The organism is Pseudomonas sp. R-28-1W-6, assembly GCF_009799925.1.
Classification (GTDB): domain Bacteria; phylum Pseudomonadota; class Gammaproteobacteria; order Pseudomonadales; family Pseudomonadaceae; genus Aquipseudomonas.
Genome location: NZ_WELK01000001.1, coordinates 563,121 through 582,932 on the forward strand (window position 1 = coordinate 563,121; position 19,812 = coordinate 582,932).

The 19,812-nt window shown below is 64.0% G+C and carries 16 protein-coding genes; 8 read left to right on the forward strand and 8 right to left on the reverse strand.

Annotated features, from left to right (window positions below; translation table 11 throughout):
- The first annotated feature begins 2 nt into the window (after positions 1-2).
- The 3 genes from F3I62_RS02530 to F3I62_RS02540 all read left to right on the forward strand — a co-directional run bounded on the left by F3I62_RS02530 (position 3) and on the right by F3I62_RS02540 (position 4,327).
- A complete protein-coding gene (locus tag F3I62_RS02530; protein ID WP_160488108.1) occupies positions 3-1,652 on the forward strand; it encodes an ATP-binding protein in 1,650 nt (549 codons plus the stop codon).
- Positions 1,649-2,500, forward strand: a complete 852-nt coding sequence (locus tag F3I62_RS02535) for a hypothetical protein (RefSeq protein WP_160488109.1) — start codon at positions 1,649-1,651, stop codon at positions 2,498-2,500. The genes F3I62_RS02530 and F3I62_RS02535 overlap by 4 nt, the downstream gene beginning before the upstream one ends.
- 141 nt (positions 2,501-2,641) lie before the next feature.
- Positions 2,642-4,327 (forward strand): phosphate ABC transporter substrate-binding/OmpA family protein, encoded by a 1,686-nt coding sequence (locus tag F3I62_RS02540; RefSeq protein ID WP_160488110.1) that lies wholly within the window; start codon positions 2,642-2,644, stop codon positions 4,325-4,327.
- A 96-nt stretch (positions 4,328-4,423) separates the two neighbouring features.
- Here F3I62_RS02540 and F3I62_RS02545 read toward each other — a convergent pair whose 3' ends face one another.
- The 6 genes from F3I62_RS02545 to F3I62_RS02570 form a co-directional block, all read right to left on the reverse strand.
- The gene (locus tag F3I62_RS02545) at positions 4,424-4,864 is read right to left on the reverse strand and encodes a TM2 domain-containing protein (RefSeq protein ID WP_160488111.1); all 441 of its coding nucleotides are present in this window, start codon (positions 4,862-4,864) and stop codon (positions 4,424-4,426) included.
- Positions 4,865-4,903: 39 nt separating this feature from the next.
- Entirely contained in the window at positions 4,904-5,734 is an 831-nt protein-coding gene (locus F3I62_RS02550; RefSeq protein WP_160488112.1) for a hypothetical protein, read from the reverse strand.
- Positions 5,735-7,324: a hypothetical protein gene (locus F3I62_RS02555; RefSeq protein WP_160488113.1), complete on the reverse strand. Its 1,590-nt coding sequence runs from the start codon at positions 7,322-7,324 to the stop codon at positions 5,735-5,737. It lies immediately after the preceding gene.
- A 15-nt stretch (positions 7,325-7,339) separates the two neighbouring features.
- Complete coding sequence (locus F3I62_RS02560) at positions 7,340-8,827, reverse strand: OmpA family protein (protein WP_160488114.1); 1,488 nt, start codon at positions 8,825-8,827, stop codon at positions 7,340-7,342.
- A 397-nt stretch (positions 8,828-9,224) separates the two neighbouring features.
- Positions 9,225-9,983, reverse strand: coding sequence for a TerC family protein (locus F3I62_RS02565; RefSeq protein WP_160488115.1), 759 nt, complete (start codon positions 9,981-9,983; stop codon positions 9,225-9,227).
- 99 nt (positions 9,984-10,082) lie between these two features.
- Positions 10,083-11,387, reverse strand: coding sequence for a CitMHS family transporter (locus tag F3I62_RS02570; RefSeq protein ID WP_160488116.1), 1,305 nt, complete (start codon positions 11,385-11,387; stop codon positions 10,083-10,085).
- Between the two features lie 334 nt (positions 11,388-11,721).
- Here F3I62_RS02570 and F3I62_RS02575 point away from each other — a divergent pair, with 334 nt between their 5' ends.
- Positions 11,722-12,123, forward strand: a complete 402-nt coding sequence (locus tag F3I62_RS02575; protein WP_160488117.1) for a GFA family protein — start codon at positions 11,722-11,724, stop codon at positions 12,121-12,123.
- 28 nt (positions 12,124-12,151) lie between these two features.
- Here the strand turns inward: F3I62_RS02575 and F3I62_RS02580 are convergent, their stop codons facing one another.
- Both F3I62_RS02580 and F3I62_RS02585 read right to left on the reverse strand, forming a co-directional pair.
- Positions 12,152-14,110: a DUF4105 domain-containing protein gene (locus tag F3I62_RS02580; RefSeq protein WP_372240069.1), complete on the reverse strand. Its 1,959-nt coding sequence runs from the start codon at positions 14,108-14,110 to the stop codon at positions 12,152-12,154.
- On the reverse strand, positions 14,107-14,430 hold the full coding sequence (locus F3I62_RS02585; protein WP_160488119.1) for a DUF2388 domain-containing protein: 324 nt from the start codon (positions 14,428-14,430) through the stop codon (positions 14,107-14,109). The genes F3I62_RS02580 and F3I62_RS02585 overlap by 4 nt, the downstream gene beginning before the upstream one ends.
- 296 nt (positions 14,431-14,726) lie before the next feature.
- On the opposite strand from F3I62_RS02585, the gene F3I62_RS02590 reads away from it, so the two are divergent.
- The 4 genes from F3I62_RS02590 to F3I62_RS02605 are packed head-to-tail and all read left to right on the forward strand — an operon-like array spanning position 14,727 to position 19,760.
- On the forward strand, positions 14,727-16,223 hold the full coding sequence (locus tag F3I62_RS02590; RefSeq protein ID WP_160488120.1) for a glycosyltransferase: 1,497 nt from the start codon (positions 14,727-14,729) through the stop codon (positions 16,221-16,223).
- Complete coding sequence (locus F3I62_RS02595; RefSeq protein ID WP_160488121.1) at positions 16,220-17,767, forward strand: glycosyltransferase; 1,548 nt, start codon at positions 16,220-16,222, stop codon at positions 17,765-17,767. The genes F3I62_RS02590 and F3I62_RS02595 overlap by 4 nt, the downstream gene beginning before the upstream one ends.
- Positions 17,767-18,618, forward strand: a complete 852-nt coding sequence (locus F3I62_RS02600) for a methyltransferase domain-containing protein (protein ID WP_256667597.1) — start codon at positions 17,767-17,769, stop codon at positions 18,616-18,618. Before F3I62_RS02595 ends, F3I62_RS02600 begins: the two co-directional genes overlap by 1 nt.
- Positions 18,619-18,623: 5 nt before the next feature.
- Positions 18,624-19,760 (forward strand): acyltransferase, encoded by a 1,137-nt coding sequence (locus tag F3I62_RS02605; RefSeq protein ID WP_160488122.1) that lies wholly within the window; start codon positions 18,624-18,626, stop codon positions 19,758-19,760.
- Positions 19,761-19,812: the final 52 nt, after the last annotated feature.

The window sequence follows — 19,812 nt, forward strand, 5'->3', positions numbered from 1 at the left end:
CCATGGCTCGGGCACAGGAAGTACCCAACTGGCTCGACGAACTGCGCCTGGCCTATGAAAGCGGCGCCCATGGCCAGTTCGTGCTGTACGGCAACGTCGCCGACCGCTTCCCCCTGGACGGCCGTCTGGTCAGCCTGACCCGCTACCTGGACGCCAGGCTGCTCGCCGCCTTCGATATCGTCTTCCTCTACGACCCGGGCAACGGCCTGAGCCTGCTGCGCGGCGGCGAGCGCTTCGCCGAATGGCCGGCCGCGGCGCAGATCCAGCCCTGGCCGCACGACCCGCGCGAGGCGGTGCAGCTGATCAGCCGCTACCTGCGTTATCGCGCCAACCTGCGCGCGCTGGGGCGTGGCGACAGCGAGCACGTGGCGGTGATCCTGCGTGGCGCCGAGCTGGTGTTGCCGGCCAGCCAGCAGGGCGACTTCGCCACCGCCAGCCTGGCCAGTCTGGTGCGCGACTGGGCCGCCGAGCCGCCGTTCTGCGACATGGCCTTCGCCAGCCTGCTGTTGGCCGACAACCTCAACGACCTGCACCCGCTGGTGGCGGGCAACCCGCGCATCGACCGGGTGCAGGTGCCGCTGCCGGATGCCGCCAGCCTTGAGCAGTGCCTGGCGCAGCTGCGGGTCGAGCATCCCAAGGCTTTTCCCGACGAAGATTCCGGTGCGGTGCAGGCCCTGGCCGGGGTCAGCCTCAGCGCCCTGGCCAGCCTGGTCAAGCGTCGCGCCCATCAGGGCAAGGTGCTCGGCGCCCAGGACTGGGCCGAAGCCAAGAAGGAACTGGTCGAGGCCGACAGCGCCGGCCTGGTCGAATTCATCGAGTCCGCGCGCACCCTCGACGACTACCACGCCCAGGACGCGCTGAAGACCTGGCTGCGCCAGGACATGGCGCTGTGGCAGGCCAGCGATTTGCGCGCGCTGCCCAAGGGCTACATCTTTTGCGGCCCGGTCGGTACCGGCAAGACCTACCTGGTCGAGTGCCTGGCCGGCGAGGCCGGGGTGCCGGTGGTCAAGCTGAAGAACTTTCGCGACCGCTGGGTCGGCTCCAGTGAAGGCAACCTGGAGAAGATCTTTCGCCTGATCCGCGGCCTCGGCCGCTGCATCGTGTTCATCGACGAAGCCGACCAGAGCCTCGGCAAGCGCGACGGCGGCAGCGGCGACAGCGGCCTGTCCGGGCGCCTCTACTCGATGATCGCCCAGGAGATGGGCGACGCCGACAACCGTGGCAAGGTGGTGTGGATTCTCGCCTCCTCGCGCCCGGACCTGATCGAGGTCGACCTCAAGCGCCCCGGCCGGGTCGACGTGAAGATCCCGCTGTTGCCGAGCACCACGGTCGAAGAAAGCGCGGCGCTGCTCAAGGCCCTGCTCAAGCGCTTCGACCTCCAGCTGGAGCTGGCCGAGCTGGTCAAGCTCGACCTGCCGCTGCTGCTCACCCCCGGCGCCGCCGAGGCGCTGGCGGTGAAGGTCTACCGCCAGGTGCGCACCAGTAAGCTGTCGGCCCTGGCGGCGCTCACGCAGTGCCTGCAGGGTTACCAGCCGCCAGTCGCCGAGCAGGTGCTGCGCCAGCAGATGATCCTGGCCATCCGCGAGGCCACCGACGTGGCCTTCGTCCCCGAGTCCTTGCGCCACCTTGCCCAGGAGGCCGTCAGTCCATGAGTGTCGGGCGTTATCTGTGGTCCGCCTTCAATGCCCGCCCGCTGGGCATGCCGCTGCCGCCGAACTGGCTGGCGCTGGCTGCCGTCGGCCTGCTCGGCGCCTTCATCAGCCCCGGTTTCTGGGTGCTCGGCGCCGGCCTGGAGCTGGCCTACCTGGGCCTGCTGGCGAGCAACCAGCGCTTTCGCAACGCGGTGGATGCCGGCGAGGTGCGTCTCGATCCGGCCGAGCTGCGCTATGAGAGCACCCTGGCCCAGCTCGGCGACAGCCAGCGTCAGCGTCAGCAGCGCATCGAGGGCCGCGCCCGCGAGGTGCTGCAGCTGCTCTCCCGTTCGCCGCTGATGGCTTCCCACGCCGACAGCCTGGAACAGCTGGTGTGGCTCAACCTGCGCCTGCTGGTGGCCGGCCAGGCGCTCAGCGTGGTGGTGGACACCGCCGCCCAGGACAGCGCCGAACTGCAACACCAGGAACAGCAGATCGACCAGCGCCTGGCCGCCGGCGACCTGGGCGACGAGCTGCGGCGCAGCCTGGAACAGCAGAAGCAGGTGATCGATGCGCGCCAGGCCGCCCACGCCGAGGGCCTGCGGCGCAAGGAACATGTGGACGCCGAGCTGGCGCGCATCGACCAGCAGATCGCCCTGATCCGCGAGCAGACCCTGCTGGCCACCGACGAAGAGCAGATCGGCACGGCGCTGAACGCCCTGACCTCCTCGTTCAACGAGGCCAGCCGCTGGCTCAACGACCAGCGCGACCTGCTCGGCGTGCTCGAACTCAACGAACAACAGAGCCTGCCGCGCTATGTGCTGCAGGAAGGCGGCAAGCCGCTCGCCAGGGAAGCCGTCAAACACTGAATAGACAAGTAGCCCGGAGGTAATCCGGGGTATTGCGGGTACAGCCTCCTGGATTGCATCCAGGCTAAGGTTTGGCGCCGCCGGGAAGATTTGCACACTGAATGGCGGGCCTTGAGCTCGCAACTGACAGGGAGACGCGTCATGTATTTAACCTCATTCCGCCAGCGCCAACGCGGCAATGCCGCCGGCAAGCTGCTGACCATCGTGCTGGTGCTCGGCCTGCTCGGCCTGGGCGGCTGGCTGGTCAGCCAGGACATGCTCAAGCAGGGCGGCGACAGCCCGGTGGCCAGCCTGCCGAGCAGCCTCGGTGGCGGCGCGGCGGTGCCCGAGCCGGCCGAGCCGGTCAGCGGCACGCCGGTGCTGCAGTCGGCCGCGCCCTATGAGATGAAGAACAACATCATCGACATCGACATGAGCGAGTACGCCGGCTATGGCGGCCTGATCGTCGCCAACGGTGGCCTGGCGCCCAACCCGGAGTCGATCTTCGCCAAGCAGTACGGCTTCCAGGTACGCCTGAACAAGGGCGAGAGCGAGGAATGGTCGGCGCTGAACAACGGCCAGATGGCCGCCGTGGCCACCACTGCCGATGTGCTGGCCGTGCTCGGCCGCCAGTTCGAGGTCACGGTGCCGGCGCAGATCGCCTTCTCCCGCGGCGCCGACCAGGTGGTGGTGGACAGCGATATCGCCAGCATCAACCAGCTCAAGGGCAAGGTGCTCGGCGCCAGCCAGTTCAACGAGAGCGAGTTCTTCATTCGCTACCTGGCCTCCGAGGCCGGTGTGCCGGTCAAGGTGCTGCGCGACCTGGAAAGCCGCCCGGCACCCAACGAACTGGGCCTGGTGTTCTACGAGGATGCCTTCATCGCTTGCGATGCCTACGCCGCCGAGCTGAGCGGCAATGGCCGGCTGAACGGCTGCGTCGGCTGGTCGCCGCGTACCGACGAAGTAGTCGCCGAGTCTGCGGGTGCGGCGAAGATGCTGGTGTCCAACCGCAACCTGCTGGTGGTCGCCGACATCCTGGTGGTCAACAAGGGCTTTGCCACGGCCCATCCAGACAAGGTCAAAGGCCTGGTCCACGGCCTGCTGGAAGGCAACCGCCTGCTGCGTGACGACCCGCAGACCCATGCTGGCGTGGTCGCTCAGGCGTTCGGCTGGACCCAGCAGGAAACCCTCGACGAACTGGCCAAGGTGCACCTGAGCAACCTGCCGGAAAACCTCGCCTTCTTCGACGGCAGCATCGACTCGGCCGGCTCCTTCCAGGGCATCTTCCAGTCCTCGGTGCTGGCCTACGGCGCGCTGATCAAGAACCCGGCCGACCCGGCGCGTTTTGCCAATGTGCAGCACCTCAAGGCGCTGGATGCCGGTGGCCAGTTCAAGGGCCAGAGCATCTCCATCGCGCCGATCCGCACCAGCGGCAAGGTGGCCCTGGAAGGCGACGCGCTGCTGAGCAAGGACATCCGCTTCTTCTTCGAAGCCAACTCGGCCGCCCTGGACAAGCAGGCCAAGGCCAACCAGGACTACCTGGACACCATCAAGAAGTTCCTCCAGGTCAGCCCCGGCTCCATCGTCCTGCTGCGCGGCCACGTGGACAACGCAATGGTCACCGACTTCGAGCGCCAGGGCGGCCCGGCGTTGGTCAAGAGCATGGCACTGAAGGCCATGGAGCTGTCGCGCCAGCGCACCCTGTCGGTCAAGGAAGCCCTGCTGGCCCGCCACCCCGGCATCGCCGACGACCGCATCGAACTGGTCGGCCGCGGCTGGGAAGAACCGCTCGGCCAGGACAGCGAGCAGAACCGCCGCGTCGAGGTGCAGTGGTTCACCCTGGAGTGATCTGCCGCCTCTGCCGCGCTTGTGCGCGGCGCAGGCTGAAACGAAAACACCGGCGCCAGGCCGGTGTTTTTTATCGCTCGTGCGCGGTGCCCGTTCTTAGAACCAGGGCTTGGCCGCGTTGACGTAGGTCTGCTCGAACTCTTCATCGGACTTGGTCAGGTAGATGATGAATTCGACGAAGGCGATCACGCCAATCACCATCGACGGGATCCCCAGCAGGATGAAGCCGAAGATGAACACCAGTAGCATGATCACGCCTTGCTTGTTGTAGCCAAGGAAGAACTTGTGCGCGCCGAAGGCGCCGAGGAAGAAGGCGAGGATGGCGGCGGGGATCTTCTTCGACGAACCGGCGGCGGCCTGCTCCTGGTAGATGGCTTCGGCTACGCCGTTATTCACCGAGAAATCCACAGCCGCACCGCTTTTCGGCAGCACGGAGCCTTTCCACTGGGCCATGTCGAAGTTGTAGCGGTTGCCGTCGTCGGCGCTGATGATGCCGGTGCGGCTGTCGCTGTTGAAGTCGAGGATCTTGCCTTTCATGGTGCATTCCTTGTGCTGGGGTGGGGATTTCGACGCGGGTTATTTCAGGTCGACATTCAGGCTGGGCGAGCCAAAGGCCACCAGGCTGGCGTTGGAGCCTTCGAAGTAGCCTTGCCAGAAGTCTTGCAGCAGCTCCATGGTCTTGCCGGAGCGGTACGCCTGCTTGACGTCCTTGGTTACCAGGCCGGCGCCGGCGACATACACCCGGGCACCTTGCAGGTCGGCAAACAGCTGTTTCTCACCAACTCGCTTCAATTCGGCCTGCGCTTGCAGGTCGCGGATGCGGTTGTTGGCGTAGAAACTGCCGAAGTCGCTGTTCTCGAGCATGTCCGAGAGCAGCAGAATCACGCGCTGGTCGGCCTGCTGGCCGGCCAGGTCGCTGCCGATGTCGCGCAGCGAGTGGAATATCTCGCTGCGCGGGATATCTTCCGAGGCCTCGCGCAGGGTACTGACGAAGGCCTGGCCGAACTTCTTGCGAAAGAACGCCTGTTGCTCGGCCACGCACTTGTCGAAGCTGCGCAGTGACTGCATGCCCACGCTGTCACGCACCTTGCCGGCGAGCGGTTGATTCAGCTCGCCGGCGAAGCGCAACTGCATGAACTGCTCGGGCAGGAAGGCGGAGAAGCTGTACAGGCGCACCTTGTCGCCGGGGGCGACGAAGCGGTTGATCTGGCCCCAGGCGGCTTTCTGGATGCTCTCCGGCATGGGCACGGTCTGGTCGACGATCACCGTCAGCTCACGGCCTGAGCCGGGCTGGCGGAATTCGTCGACCTTGGCATAGCCGTAGCAATCGGGGATGTCGTTGCGCTCGCCCGCCTGCGCCAGGGCAGGCAGGCAGAGCAGCAGGGCAATCAGCGGCTTGAGCTTCATTCAGACCCCTTCGAAGTCTTTCAGCAGTTGCTGCTCGGTGCGCAGGGCCAGTACGGCGCTCAGGTCGTAGCCCTTGGCCTGGCAGATGGTACGCAGCTGCTCGTCGTTGTAGGCGGTCAGGTCCTTGTTGCGCAGGGCCTCCAGGGCGGAGGCGGGCGCTGCGGCGCTCTCGGCCTGGGGCTGTGCCGCCGTTGGCGCGGGTTGGCTGTGCTGCTCCTCGACCGGGACGGCTACCCGAGGTGCGGCCGGCGCTGTACTGGCGGCCACGTTGCTGGCCGCGGCGCTGACGGGTTCCACCGACTTGTGGGTGACGTTCTCTTCCTGCATGCGGCGCACGTAGGCGTTGAAGTCACGACCCTGGGCGCCGTTGATGGCGATCTGCACGTCGCTGTTGGTGGTGGGGCGGCGCGACAGCTTCATCTGCAGCATGCGCAGCTTGTGGTCGGCGTGGGCGCTGATCTTGATGCGCTGGGTTTCCATCCAGCGTTCCAGCTCGGCGGCGTTATTGAATTTGTGGGTGTATTCCCAGGCCTTTTTCGACTCGACCCCGGCGAAACCGAAGATCGATGCCAGCCAGACGCTGACTGCCTGGATCGCCACATAGATCACCGAGAGCACCACGAAGGTGATCAGCGAGGCGCTGCGGATCGCATCCATCTTGTCGGTCAGGGTGCTGTCGCCGGCTTGCTGGTTCACCGCCGCCGACTCGTCGGGCAGCTCGAACGGGCTCTCGTCGCTTTCGTAGCTCTGCTCGGCGAACACGCTCGGGTTGCCGACCATTTCGGTCTCGATGCTCTTCAGCTGGTAGGCGCGGATGCCGAAGGCGGCGCAGGCCATGATCAGCACGACCAGGGCGCAGCCGATGATCCAGCCGTGCTTGGGGGTCACGGTGTGGTTGGTGTTGAGGCGGGCGAGAATGCGGTTGTAGTCCTTGGCCGCCGCGTCCTTGTCGGTTTCCTTGATGCGGACGCCCGGCTGCTGCTTGAGCGGCGCATTACCGCGCTCGGGGTCACTCTCCCACCAGTGGCGGGCCTTGTTCACCAGCGAGTTGTGGTGGATGGCGCGGCCGGCGGCTTCGGCGAAACCGGCGGAAATGATCGACAGCAGGAAGGCCGCCATCCAGCCCAGATAGGTCTGGTCATTGGACGACAGGTTCTGGTTGATGAACGGCACCAGCACATAGGCGAAACCCACGGCCTCGAACAGGATCAGCAGGAAGATCAGTACCAGCACCCATAGCGGCCGCTCGCGACGATCACCTTCGCCGATGGCGTCCAGGTAGGCTTCGCACTTGTTGTAGTAGTCGGCATTCTTCTCGCCGACCTCCTGGTAGTAGTCGTAGTAGCTGTTGCACAGCGAGGTCTCGCTGAGCAGCCACTTCTTGTTGTCGGCGCTGGTGCTGCTGCCGGCCAGGCGGGCAACGCTGCCGATCAGCGGCACGCCGTGCCAGACACGCATGACGAAGTAGCCGACCTTGTCCCAGTAGACCTTGATCAGGATGGCTGCCAGCAGGGTTGAAATCACCGCACCGGTGATCAGCTTGTTGGCCCAGGCCAGGGCCATCAGCGCATTGAAGCTGAATTCTTCCATTTTGCTTTCCTTGTTTTAGGTGCGAACCGGTACGAAGCTGGCGGTGTAGGCTTCGCCGTTGCGTTTCGGGTAGACCAGCACACCATCGGTGGCTTGTGCGCTGCCCTTGCTGAACACCACGTCCATGCAGGACAAGGGTGCTTGGGGATCCTTGAGGAACACGCGGTAGAGCACGCGGTCTTCGCCTTCGTAGGTGTTGGCAATGGCATCGGCCTTGACCAGCGACTTGCGGTTGCCCTGGGCATAGTCCTGTACGACCTGGATGAACGGCTGACGGTCGACGGTGGCGGCGTCGCGCAGGATCGAGACCGGCGAGATGGTCACCAGGTGGCCATTGACCGTCTGCGCCCACACGCGGTTGTTGTAGCCGGGCAGGTAGTCGGTAGTCTGGCGTGTTTCCAGCGTCTGGCCGCTGGCCAGGTTGAACACCTCGCCGCTCTGCCGTGGCTTGTCGTTGTCGCAGCTGCTCATGGGGATGTCGGCAGCGTAGGCCGAGGAAATTACCGCGAAACCGCCGCTCTTCGGCACGATGGCCTGGCCCAGGGTCCAGTTGCTGGATGCGCTTGGCTGGCCGCCGAAGTCGACGACTTTGCCGGTATGCGGGCTGGCCGGTTTGCTGCTCGGCTGGACCTGTGCGGTGCTGGTCGGCGCCGGCTGTTTGCTGGTTGCCGAAGGCTGGGGCTGCGGGGTCTTGCCCGGTTTGACCGGCGTGGCTTGCGCTTCGGTCGCGGTGCCGTGGGCCAGGTATTTGGGGTTGTTCTGCTCTGCGTTGACGCGCTGCACCAGGGTCGCCCGGTCATTGACCTCGACGATCTCGACCCGGCGGTTCTTGCCACGTTGCAGCGGATCGCTATTGTCCGCCACGGGGCGCGAAGCTCCGGCACCTTGAAAGTACATGCGTTCGGCGGCGATGCCCTGTTCGACCAGGATGCTGGCCACCGCGCGGGCGCGGCGCTCGGAGAGCTTCTGGTTGGTTTGGGCGCTGCCTGTGGCGTCGGTGTGGCCGACCACCAGAATGGCGGTGTCGGCCTGCCCGGCGAAGGCGCTGGCCAGCTTGCGTACCTGACGTTGACCGTCGACGCTGAGCTCGGCGCTGCCCACCGCGAACATGCCCTGGTCTTCCACCTGGGCAACGATGCCGGCTTCTTCCGGAGCGGCGCTGGGAGTACTGCCGGCAGTCTGCAGGGTTTCCACCTGCAGCTTGAGGTTTTCCTCCTGGGCCAGTTTCTGCAGGCGCTCGACGCGACTCTTGTACACCAGCGCCAGGCCACAGCCGGCAGCCGCCCCAACGGCGGCACCACCGACGATGGCGCCGCTATCGCCCTTGGTCAGCGCACCGATAGCCGCGCCCGTGGCGGCACCCAACAGGCCACCGGCGATGCAGTTGACCGTGCCACTGTTGTTGGCGGCGAAGTTGTCGACGGTGGCGCAGCTGCTGGTACCCAGGCTAATGGCAAGGGCCAGGGCGCTGGTGCGGAATAGGCGAGAACTGCTGGGGGTCAAAAGGCTTGCTCCTGATGCTGACGGCAGAGCTTCAGGGCAACCGCGAAGAGCGGGGTATCGATGAGGTTCATCCCTGAAGCCGGCACAGCCATACGTGGCTTATTGCGGTGTCGGGGGATTTCATCACAGCCATAGTGGCACTTCAATGGCGCCAATAAAAAAACGTCAAATTTTCGGGAAATCAACCGCTTAGCCAGGCGAGCGGCTGGGTTGTTCGAAAATGTGGGGAGCAGCCAGCAAGACCGTGCCCGCCTGGCAGGACGAGTGCCTGGACTTTTGGCGGTGCGGAGTGATCCGCAGCGCTCGCGACCGAAGCCGCTCCTACGGCAAGGCTGCGGCTGGGATATGGCAAAAAAACGGGGCCCATCGGGCCCCGTCGGGTTCGCGCGCAGAGGGCTTATTCGCCCGGAATGTCCTTGCGCAGCTTGACCGGCTCTTCCTTGCGCCCGCGGGCGGTGCGCATGCGGATGTTGATCGCTTCGACCGCCAGGGAGAAGGCCATGGCGAAGTAGACGTAGCCCTTCGGCACGTGGATCTCGAAGGCTTCGGCGATCAGCACGGTGCCGACCACGATGAGGAACGACAGCGCCAGCATCTTCAGCGACGGGTGCTTGTCGATGAAGTCGCTGATGGTGCCGGCGGCGACCATCATCACCAGCACGGCGACGACGATGGCGGCGACCATCACCGGCACGTTGGAGACCATGCCCACGGCGGTGATCACCGAGTCCAGGCTGAACACGATGTCGATGATGGCGATCTGGATGATGGTGCCGACGAAGCCGCCCATCATGCTCTTCGGCTCGCCGGCGGTTTCGTCCTCGCCTTCCAGGCCCTGGTAGATCTCCGAGCTGCTCTTCCACAGGAGGAACAGGCCGCCGAAGAACAGGATCAGGTCACGCCCGGAGATGCCCTGGCCCATGACGCTGAACAGGTCGGCGGTCAGGCGCATGACCCAGGTGATGGACAGCAGCAGCAGGATGCGCGTGACCATGGCCAGGGCCAGGCCGAAGAAGCGGGTCTTGGCTTGCATATGCGGCGGCATGCGGCCGACCAGGATGGCGATCATGATGATGTTGTCGATGCCCAGGACGATTTCCAGGACCGTCAGGGTGAAGAAGGCAACCCAGATTTCCGGGTTGGTCAGCCATTCCATATCTATTCCTTGCTATTCAACGAGTCGGGCGGCGCCGTGCGCCGGCTAAGCGCGGCGATTCTAGCCGGCTTTGCGGGAAATTTCCGGTGCTCCCGGCATTCATCCGCCGAACAGCGGGAACACGCCCAGCAGCAACGCGGCCAGGAGGATGGCCAGGCAGATCAGCACCGCCCATTTCAGGGTGAAGCGCTGGTGGTCGCCGAACTCGACCTTGGCCAGGCCGACCAGCAGGTAGGTGGACGGCACCAGCGGACTGAGCAGGTGCACCGGCTGGCCGACGATCGAGGCGCGGGCCATTTCCACCGGGCTGATGCCGTAGTGGCTGGCGGCCTCGGCCAGCACCGGCAGCACGCCGTAGTAGAAGGCGTCGTTGGACATGAAGAAGGTGAAGGGCATGCTCACCAGGGCGGTGATCACCGCCATGTAGGGGCCCATCGACGGCGGGATCACATCCAGCAGGCTCTTCGACATGGCCTCGACCATGCCGGTACCGCTGAGGATGCCGGTGAAGATGCCGGCGGCGAAGATCAGCCCGACCACCGCCAGGACGTTGCCGGCGTGGGCGGCGACGCGTTCCTTCTGCTGCTGCAGGCAGGGGTAGTTGATGATCATGGCCAGGCTGAAGGCGATCATGAACAGCACCGGCAGCGGCAGCAGGCCGGCGATCAGGGTGGCCATCAGGGTCGCGGTCAGCGCGCCGTTGATCCACAGCAGCTTGGGCCGGCGCGCTTCCGGATACTGCGACACGCTGATCTCGGCGTGCTGCTCGGCATCGTCCGGCAGGTGCAGCACGCCGAGGCGCGCGCGCTCGCGCTTGCCGTAGACCCAGGCGACGCCGAACAGGGCGAGGCAGCCGACCAGCATGGCCGGGATCATCGGCACGAAGATCGCCGAGGGGTCGACGTGCAGGGCGCTGGCGGCGCGGGCGGTGGGGCCGCCCCAGGGGGTCATGTTCATGATCCCGCCGGCGAGGATGATCAGCCCGGCCATGATCAGCGGGCTCATGCCCAGGCGGCTGTACAGCGGCAGCATGGCGGCCACGCAGATCATGTAGGTGGTGGCGCCGTCGCCGTCGAGAGAGACGATCAGGGCCAGGGCGGCGGTGCCCATGGACACCTTGAGCGGGTCGCCCTTGACCAGCTGGAGGATCTTGCGCACGGCCGGGTCGAACAGGCCGGAGTCGATCATCAGGGCGAAGTAGAGAATGGCGAACATCAGCATCACCCCGGTCGGGGCGAGCTTGCCGATGCCGTCGAGCATCATCGGGCCGATGCCGCTGGCGAAGCCGCCGAGCAGGGCGAAGGCGATGGGGATGATGATCAGGGCGATCAGGGCGGACAGGCGCTTGCTCATGATCAGGTACATGAAGGTCATGACCATGGCGAAGCCGAGAACAGTCAGCATGGGAGTATCTCCGGTCGTGGGCTGGGCGAGGGGCGCTGGGATCAGCGCGCGGCGTGCGGCGAGCGGAGGGCCGGCGTGGAGCGGCCGGGATGGCGGCAGGAACGAGGCATGGCAATCACCCATCTTGTTGTTGTCGGGGTTGGCCGGCTGCTGCGTGTAGACGCGCAGCCGGACGAACCGGTCTTTGCCGGTAGTGGGGCGATGCTAAGGGGCGAAGCTTTCAGTCAGCTTTCGCCGGGCAACGGCGGCGAAACGGCGGGGATATTCCGACTGGCGGTATGGGACGGGCGCGCTAGGGTTGGATGTGCCACAGCTGCTTCGACGGGAGAGGCCCATGAGCGAACCACACACCGGCGGCTGCCACTGCGGCCAGCTGCGCTACGCCTTCAATGCGCCGCTGCAGGATATTGCCCACTGCCATTGCTCGATCTGCCGGCGTACCAGCGGCGGCATCGTCACCACCTGGCTGACGGTGCCGCAGGCACGCTTTCGCTGGATCCAGGGCGCACCGAGCGCCTACCTGTCCGCGCCCGGCTGCGTGCGCTATTTCTGTGGCCGCTGCGGCTGCCAGCTGACCCTGCACACCCAGCTCAGCCCGGACAGCCTGGACATCACCGTGGCCAGCCTGGATCACCCGGAGCGGGCGCCGGCCGAGCGGCATATCTGGGTCAAGAGCCGGCTGCCCTGGCTGCGGCTGGATCCGCAGCTGCCGGAGGAGGACGAGGAAATTATGTAGGTTGGGTTGAGGCGCGCAGCGCCGCCGTTCAGGGCAGCAGCAGCCCGCCGCCGGCCTTGTGCAGGCCGCGCAGGTGCGAGCCGAGCTGCTTGAGGTTGGCCTCGCCGGCTTCCAGTTCGACCAGGCGCTGCGGTTCGAGCAGGCGCCGCACTTCGCGGTCGAGGTCGTCGCTGAGCTGGCGCAGGGTCTGCTGGCGCGTCGTGCTCTCCTGCTCCAGGCGCTGCCATTCGTTGCGTTGCGGCAGGCCGTAGCCGGCGTCGAGCAGTTCCGCCGGGCGGCTGAGGAAGCCGCTGTTGGCGAGGATCTGGCGCAGGGTGTTGTCGGCCGCGCCAAAGCCGGGCTGGTGCTGCTCACGGGCATGCAGGTAACGCTGCTTGAGATCTTCCTGGGCCAGCAGCAGCTGGCGGCGCAGGGCGGCCTGCTCGAGCAGCAGCAGAGCCGCGCTGGTGCGCAGGTCGGCGCGGGCGAACCAGCTGCGGCGTTGCTCGGCCGGCAGCTGCAGCCAATCCTCGACCTGCTCCTGTGGCACCGGCAGCTGGGCGCGCAACACGGCGAACATGGCCTGGTAGCGTTCGCGGAACGAGTCGAAGCGGTAGCCCAGGCGCAGCGCCTCGCGCGGGTCGGCCAGCACGCTCATGTCGGCCAGGCCGCGGCCGTCGAGGATCTCCAGCAGGCCGTTGGGCATGATGCTGTCGAGGGCCTGCAGCTCGTCGCGGCCGCTGCCGCTGCGCAGCAGCTTGAGGGTTTCCACCGCGCAGTTGTTGGACAGGAACCAGTAGTCGCCGTCGTAGCTCCAGTGCAGTTCGGCGGCGCGCTCGACCAGTTGCTCCAGCTCCGGGCGTGAAAGCCTGAGCGGCACCGAGGCCAGGCCGCGCAGCTCGACCTTGGTGTATTCCTCGATCACCTGGGCCAGCGGCAGGACGAACAGGCGCGAGGGGTAGGCGCCGGTCAGGCCGTCCCAGCTGGACAGCTGCACGTCGCCGACGAAGGCGCGGTAGGACAGCACCAGGTGTTCCTGCAGGTCCAGGCGGCAATCCGGGCCGCGCGGTCGCCCCGGCGCGCAGATGACCAGGCGCAGCATGCTGTGCCCCCAGCGGCTGGCCCACTGCTGGTTGGGTTCGGCCAGCAGGTAGTCCACCTGGTAGATCCGCTCGGGATCGAGCTGGCCGAGCGGCTGGCGGGCGAAGTCGCGGCCGGCGTTGAGGTAGGCATAGCCGGCGGCGCAGGGCTGCGGCTGGCTCGGTGCCCAGGCGAAATGCGCGGCGAAGTAGCGTTGCAGGGCCGGGCGGCGGCAGGCGTAGCTCGGGTCGAGGAGGAAGTATTCGAGGTTGACCGCGACGAACTCGCGCGGGTTGCTCAGCTCGTACAGGTCGGGGCTGCGGCCGTTCTGGCCGTTGTCCTGCTCGCGCTCGCCGCGCTTGCCGACCGCCTGCTGCCAGCCGGCAAGATCGAGCAGCCGTGGGTCGTCGCTGAGGGTGAAGCGTCGGGCGTCCTGGCCGCGGCACTCATCTGCCAGGCCGACCGCGCCGCTGCTGGCGACGCTGGCCTGGCAGCGTTGCAGCAGGCGCCTGTCGGCCGCTGGCCAGAGGCGCGCGCGGTCATACAGATGGGTCAGCTCATGGACGATGGTGGCAAGCACTTCGCGGCGCAGGCTGCCGTGCGGCCGCCCGCTCGGCGCGCTGGCCTGCTGCGGGTCGAGCAGGCGCGGCAGCAGGCTGGCGTTGAGGGTCAGCGCGTCGAGGCGGGTGATGCGCCCGTAGGCGTTGGCCGGCAGATCGTCCTCCCAGCGCACCCACATCTGACGGTCCAGGCGCTGGATGAAGCTGGGCGGCAGGGCGTCCAGGGCCTCGTCGATCAGCTGCTGGCTGAGCTGGCGCTCGGCGCTGCTGAGCCCGGCACTGTCCAGGCTCAGGCGTAACTCGGCCTGGGCTGCCGTGGCAGTTGCCAGCAGCAGGGCCAGCAGCCAGCGCACGGCGGTTGTCCTCACAGGGCGAGGATGGCTGCGGCCAGCTCCTGGTCGGAGACGCTGCGGGCTTCCGGCAGGCGTTCGCGCAGGGTGGCGAACGCCGCTTCCAACTGGGCGCCACGGATCTCGCCGGCGCTGGCGACGAAGCTGGCGGCATCGTCACGGGCGGCCAGCACCACCTTCATATCGCGGGCCGAGGTGGTGGTGTCGGAAGTGAAGTCGATGCTGCGGGCAAAGGCGTTGGTGGTGATGTTGAACACCCGGACAACCGATTGAGCTTGGGCGCTGGCGGTGCCCAGGAAGAGGGTGGCGGCGAGAAGGGTCGGCAGTAGATGGCGCATGGCGGCTCCAGGCAGGCAATGGATAGTCATATTGGACCGGAATAGCCGTATTCAATTCAACTCTGCCGTGAGGGTCGCGGTGCATGGCCGCTATTAATGGAGCGCCGTGCACAGTCGCGAAAGTCGACTTGTCGGTCATGCTTTTCGGGGCGTGCTTGCTATTGCAAGCCGCAACAATAACTGCTGCTATGCACGACTACACGACGAGCAGGCTTCGCCCGGAAGGCCACGATTGTGTCGAATAACAAGAATCCGAGTGCAATATCGGCGCACGATGCCAACAACAAGCGATACAGATGATTATTCTCGTTTGCTCCAAGATCAGCCAAGCCAGCATCCACGCTTCCCTGGGCAAGCCCGAGTACAGCTATTACTTTCTGTTGAAGGAGTTCTTGCCCGCACTTGAGCGAGTGGCTCAAGTCGTGGTGCTGGACTCGGTGGCGGATGTCGACAGGCTGTACCACCAGTACACCGAGGCAGGTGAGGTGGTGGTGTTCCTGAGTGTCAGCCCTCCCCATCAGACGCCGGTCGGCCTGGACTGCCCGACGCTCTGCCTGTTTGCCTGGGAATTCGACTCTTTACCCGACCAGCCCTGGGACGGTGAGCCGCGAAATGACTGGCGATATGTCTTCCGCCACATTGCCGGGGCCATTTGCACCAGCCGGGAGACGCAGCAGTTGGTGGAACGGGCGGCTCCCGGCTTTCCGGTTGCCGCCATCCCTGCGCCGGTATGGAATCACTATGCTCATTTGACTGAAGCCGATGGTCATTTACCGCTGCTCGATGCGCGCTATTTTTCCTTCACCGGATATTTGATCGACAGTGCCATCCTGGGGCTTTCGGCCGACGGCCTGGTCCCGGAAACCGAGCACCTGGCGCCGGAAAATACTCCGCAGAACTATCCCGAGCGTGCGGACCATGGTCTGCCCCGAAGGGCGCCGAATTTCTGGGCTTTGAGCAAGAAACGCTATCAGGAGTGGCGCAATGAACTGGCCTTGCCGCGTGCGCCGCGAGGCTCCACTGAACCGCTGTCGCAGCCTGATGCGGGTGTGGTCGCTCCCGTGCAGCCAGCTGTACCGGCAGGCGTACTGTTCACGGAAACCCCGCTCAATTTGCAGGTAACCGGAGTCGTCTACACCACGCTGTTGAACCCGGCGGATAGCCGCAAGAACTGGACAGAGATCCTCGCGGCTTTCTGCTGGGCCTTCAAGGACGATGCCGAGGCCACCATGGTGGTCAAGATGACCCATTACGATCTGGAGTATTACCGGATCGTCTTGATCACCCTGCTGTCGCGCCTGTCGCCATTCAAATGCCGGGTGCTGGTTGTGCATGGTTTTCTCGAGGAGGGGCAGTATCAGGAGCTGATCAAGGCTACCAGCTACTACGTGAACGCCTCTTCCGGGGAAGGGCTGTGCCTGCCGCTGATGGAGTTCCTTTCCGCGGGGTGCCCGGCTCTGGCACCAACGCACACTGCCATGGCCGACTATATCCAGGACTCCCTGGCTTTCACGGTCGACTGCTCGCGGGAGCCTTTCTGCTGGCCGCACGACCCCTCGGGAATCTACGTGACGCATCGGCACCGGCTGAACTGGGCTTCGCTGGTGGCGGCATTCAGGGAGAGCTTTCGGGTTGCGCGAGAGGAGCCGGAACGCTATCGGGCGATGTCGAAGAGTGCCTATGCGCAGTTGCAGGGGTTCGCATCGCAGGATCAGGTCGCTCGGCAACTGTCCGGTTTCATCCAGGCTCTGGACTCCACTCGCGTTCCGGATGAGCAGCAAGGCAAAGCATGAAAATTCTTGTGTACTCGGCGGTAAACGCTGAAACGATTGGCTCCAGCCTCGGCCTGCCGGACTACAGCTATTACTTCGTCCTGAGAGACTTCCTGCCGGTGCTGCAGGGATTTGCCGAAGTGGTTGTAGTGCGCGATCTGGCCGAAGTCCCGCGATTGCACGAGGCCTGCGCCTCGGCCGGTGATGATTGCGTTCTCCTCTCGTTCACCCCACCGCATAAGACCCCCACGGATTTGCCGTGCCAGGTAATTCCAGTGTTCGCCTGGGAGTTTTACAGCATCCCCAATGAAAGCTGGCAAGGCGATGAGCGGCAGAACTGGGCTGCGATGCTGGCCCGGTTAGGGATGGCGATTACCCACTCTGAGCTTATCGTGCGTTGTGTAAGGGCTGAACTGGGTGAGGATTACCCGATTGTTTCCATGCCTTCACCGGTTTGGGACAAGTTTGCGGCGTTCCGTCGTGACAGGCGCGAGATCCCCGATAAGGTCTTGATCAAGGTTGCAGAAGGGGTGGTTGCGGATACCAGCGACAAGGCGCTCAGCCCCTATATCTCGGGGCAGGAGGCGATTGCCTGCGTGGTGCAGGCTATTCGTGAGCATGAGAGCGCCATGCGCCGGCAGCAGGCGCCCCAGGTTGCAGTGCCGGCATACCGAACCGATTCAGCGGTAGCAGTCAGTTGGCGCCACCTGCGCCAAGGGCTGAAACAGGCATCCCGGGCCTTGTGGCATGCACTGCGCCGCCCCCATTCGGTTGCCATCGAGGGTTTGGAGCTGCGTGCTTCAGAAAAGGCAAAGCTGGAACCTGGCAATCCTGTGGAGCCGCCGCATCCTGGAATCCAAGGGTTAGTGCCGAAAATGCCGACCTGGACCCCGGGTGAATGCGTTCTGGAATTGTCCGGCGTGGTGTTTACCGCGTTGTTCAATCCCTACGATGGCCGCAAGAACTGGGCGGACATGTTGACCGCGTTCTGCTCGGCGTTCCGCGACACCGAAGACGCCACCTTGGTGTTCAAGCTGGGTCATCGCGAGTACGAGTCTGCCATGCACGACATGCTGATTTGGCTGGCGCGGATGCCAAAGTTCAAATGCCGGGTCGTCTTGCTTCAGGGCTACCTGGAAGGCAAGGAGTTCGACAGCCTCATCCAGGCCAGCACCTTCGCCGTTAATGCCTCGCATGGTGAAGGGCAATGCCTGCCACTGATGGAATTTCTTTCGTGTGGCAAGCCGGCCGTGGCGCCGCGTCATTCGGCCATGCTCGATTACATGGATGAGGATGTCGGCTTCGTCGTGTCGAGCTGGGAAGACGGTACGGCCTGGTCGCATGATCCGCGCTTGGCGTACCGCACATTGCGCCATCAGATCGATTGGGATTCTTTGCGCAGTGCTTATATCGCCGCATACAACTGCTACCGACAGGCTCCGGGTGAATACCGTCGGCTGTCAGACAATGCCATCGAGCGAATGCGCGTCCACTGCTCGCGAGAGGTGACCAGGCAGCGGCTGGAAGCAGTGTTCGACTCACTGCAGAAGAAGGAGAAGGCTTAATGCAGGACTGGATTCGTATGCCCTCGCTGGAGGCCTGGCTGGAGCGAGCCAAGGACGACAACTTTGTCGATGCGCGTAATTGCGGGTTGGTCGATGCGGTGCAGAGTGGCTGGTATCAGAGTGATAGCAACGAGCTGTTCGTCGATTTTCCAATATCGGCACAGGACATCGTCGTCGATGTCGGTTGCGGTGGGGGGGGGGCCACGTTGTTTTGTGCCAATCGGGGAGCCCATGTGGTCTTCACCGATGTTATGGCCGAGAAAATTGATGCGCTAGTCGCCCGCGTCGCAAGCACTCCTGCTCGTGCCTGTCAGGGAATAGTATCGGATAGCTGTCCGCTACCACTGGAAAACAATTTCGCCACCCGCATCATGGCTATGGAAATGCTGGAGCATGTCGAAGACCCTGCCGAGGTTCTCCGCGAACTGGTCCGCATTGGTCAGCCAGGGGCTTTGTACCTATTGTCTGTGCCAGATGCAGCGGCGGAGCGCCTGCAGCAGGGATTTGCTCCGCCGGAATACTACCAGCGCCCCAATCACATCCATATCTTCGAGCGTGAAGATTTTTCCCGGCTGGTACAGGACGCGGGCCTGGAGATTGTGAATACGGCGACCTACGGATTTTTCTGGACCCTGTGGATGTGCATGTACTGGGTGTGCAAGGAAGCGGTGGCCGACAGCCCGGAGAAATTCTCGCATGACGCGGCTCAGCCGCCGTATTTCCCCTTGTTAGATGACTGGGCGTCGGTCTGGTACCGGCTGATCAGCTTGCCGCAGGCCGCGCCTATGCGTAAGGCATTGGATGAGGCGCTGCCCAAGAGTCAGATCATTATCGCGCGAAAGCCGGGGTGACCCGCATGCGCGGGAGAATCACCGATCTTGAAATGATGTGTGCGGTCGGCCTGTTGTTTGTTCTGTTGCAGCATCTGGTCCTGCTCTTTCCCTGGCCTTACCCAGCATTGAATGGCTTGCTGCAGTACGTGGGCGGGAGCTTCGGTGTTGACATGTTCTTTGCGTTGTCCGGCTTCTTGATCGCACGTGATTTGTTGCCGCGCCTAAGAGAGGCCGAAAATTCGAGCGGGACTTCAAAGATCTTGTTGAACTTCTGGCGGAAGCGAATATGGAGACTTTGGCCAACTGCTTGGTTGTGGTTGGCAATCATCCTACTGGCTGTTCTGTTCTGGAATACAAGCGGTGTTTTCGGTTCTTGGGATGCCAACGTAGCGGCGACCAGCGCTAGCTTATTCAAATACATGAATTTTCGCTTTGCTGAGTACTATGGCGTCGGGGAAGTTGGTGCCAGCTTTGTTTATTGGAGTCTTTCGCTGGAAGAACAATTTTATTTTGTCTTCCCTCTACTGGCTATTCTGTTGCGTCGCCATTTGACATGGTTGCTGATTATTCTGATTGTATTGCAAGTATTTCAACCAAAAACGACCGCCTTGGCCATGGCTTTTCGTACTGAGGCACTGGCTTTTGGTGTTTTGATCGCAATTGCCAGTGAAAAAGCTTGGTGGCAACGTGGCGCCTCGGTATTGCAGCGCTTGGGGTCTGTCGGAGGCATGCTGCTTGGCCTGTCTTGCGTGATGATCATGGCGGCAGTCTCCGGGTTACGCCAGCCAACGTTCTACCTCATGAGCTTTATTGCACCGTTGTTGGCTCTGCTGGTTGCAGTGGCTTCATACAACATGGATGTGCTGACGGTACGCGGCCCCCTGAAAACTCCATTACTCTGGTTGGCCAGTCGTTCATATGGTATTTACATCATCCATATTCCAGTCTTCCTGTTCGTAAAAGAACTCTTCTACCGGCTGGAGTATTTCCCAATTTTTTCTCTTCAGGTGGTGCTGGCTTATATGTCGTTGGCACTTCCGCTGGTATTGGCTCTAGCGGACGCCAACTTTCGCATCATCGAACGACCATTATTACATTATGGCACGGCCTTGATATCGCGCCGCAGGTCCATTAGGGCCGCAGTGGAACCCGCGGCTTAGGCTAGCCAAGCTGTCGTTGGCCATAGGGAGTGGGTGTTTTGAACAAGTTGAA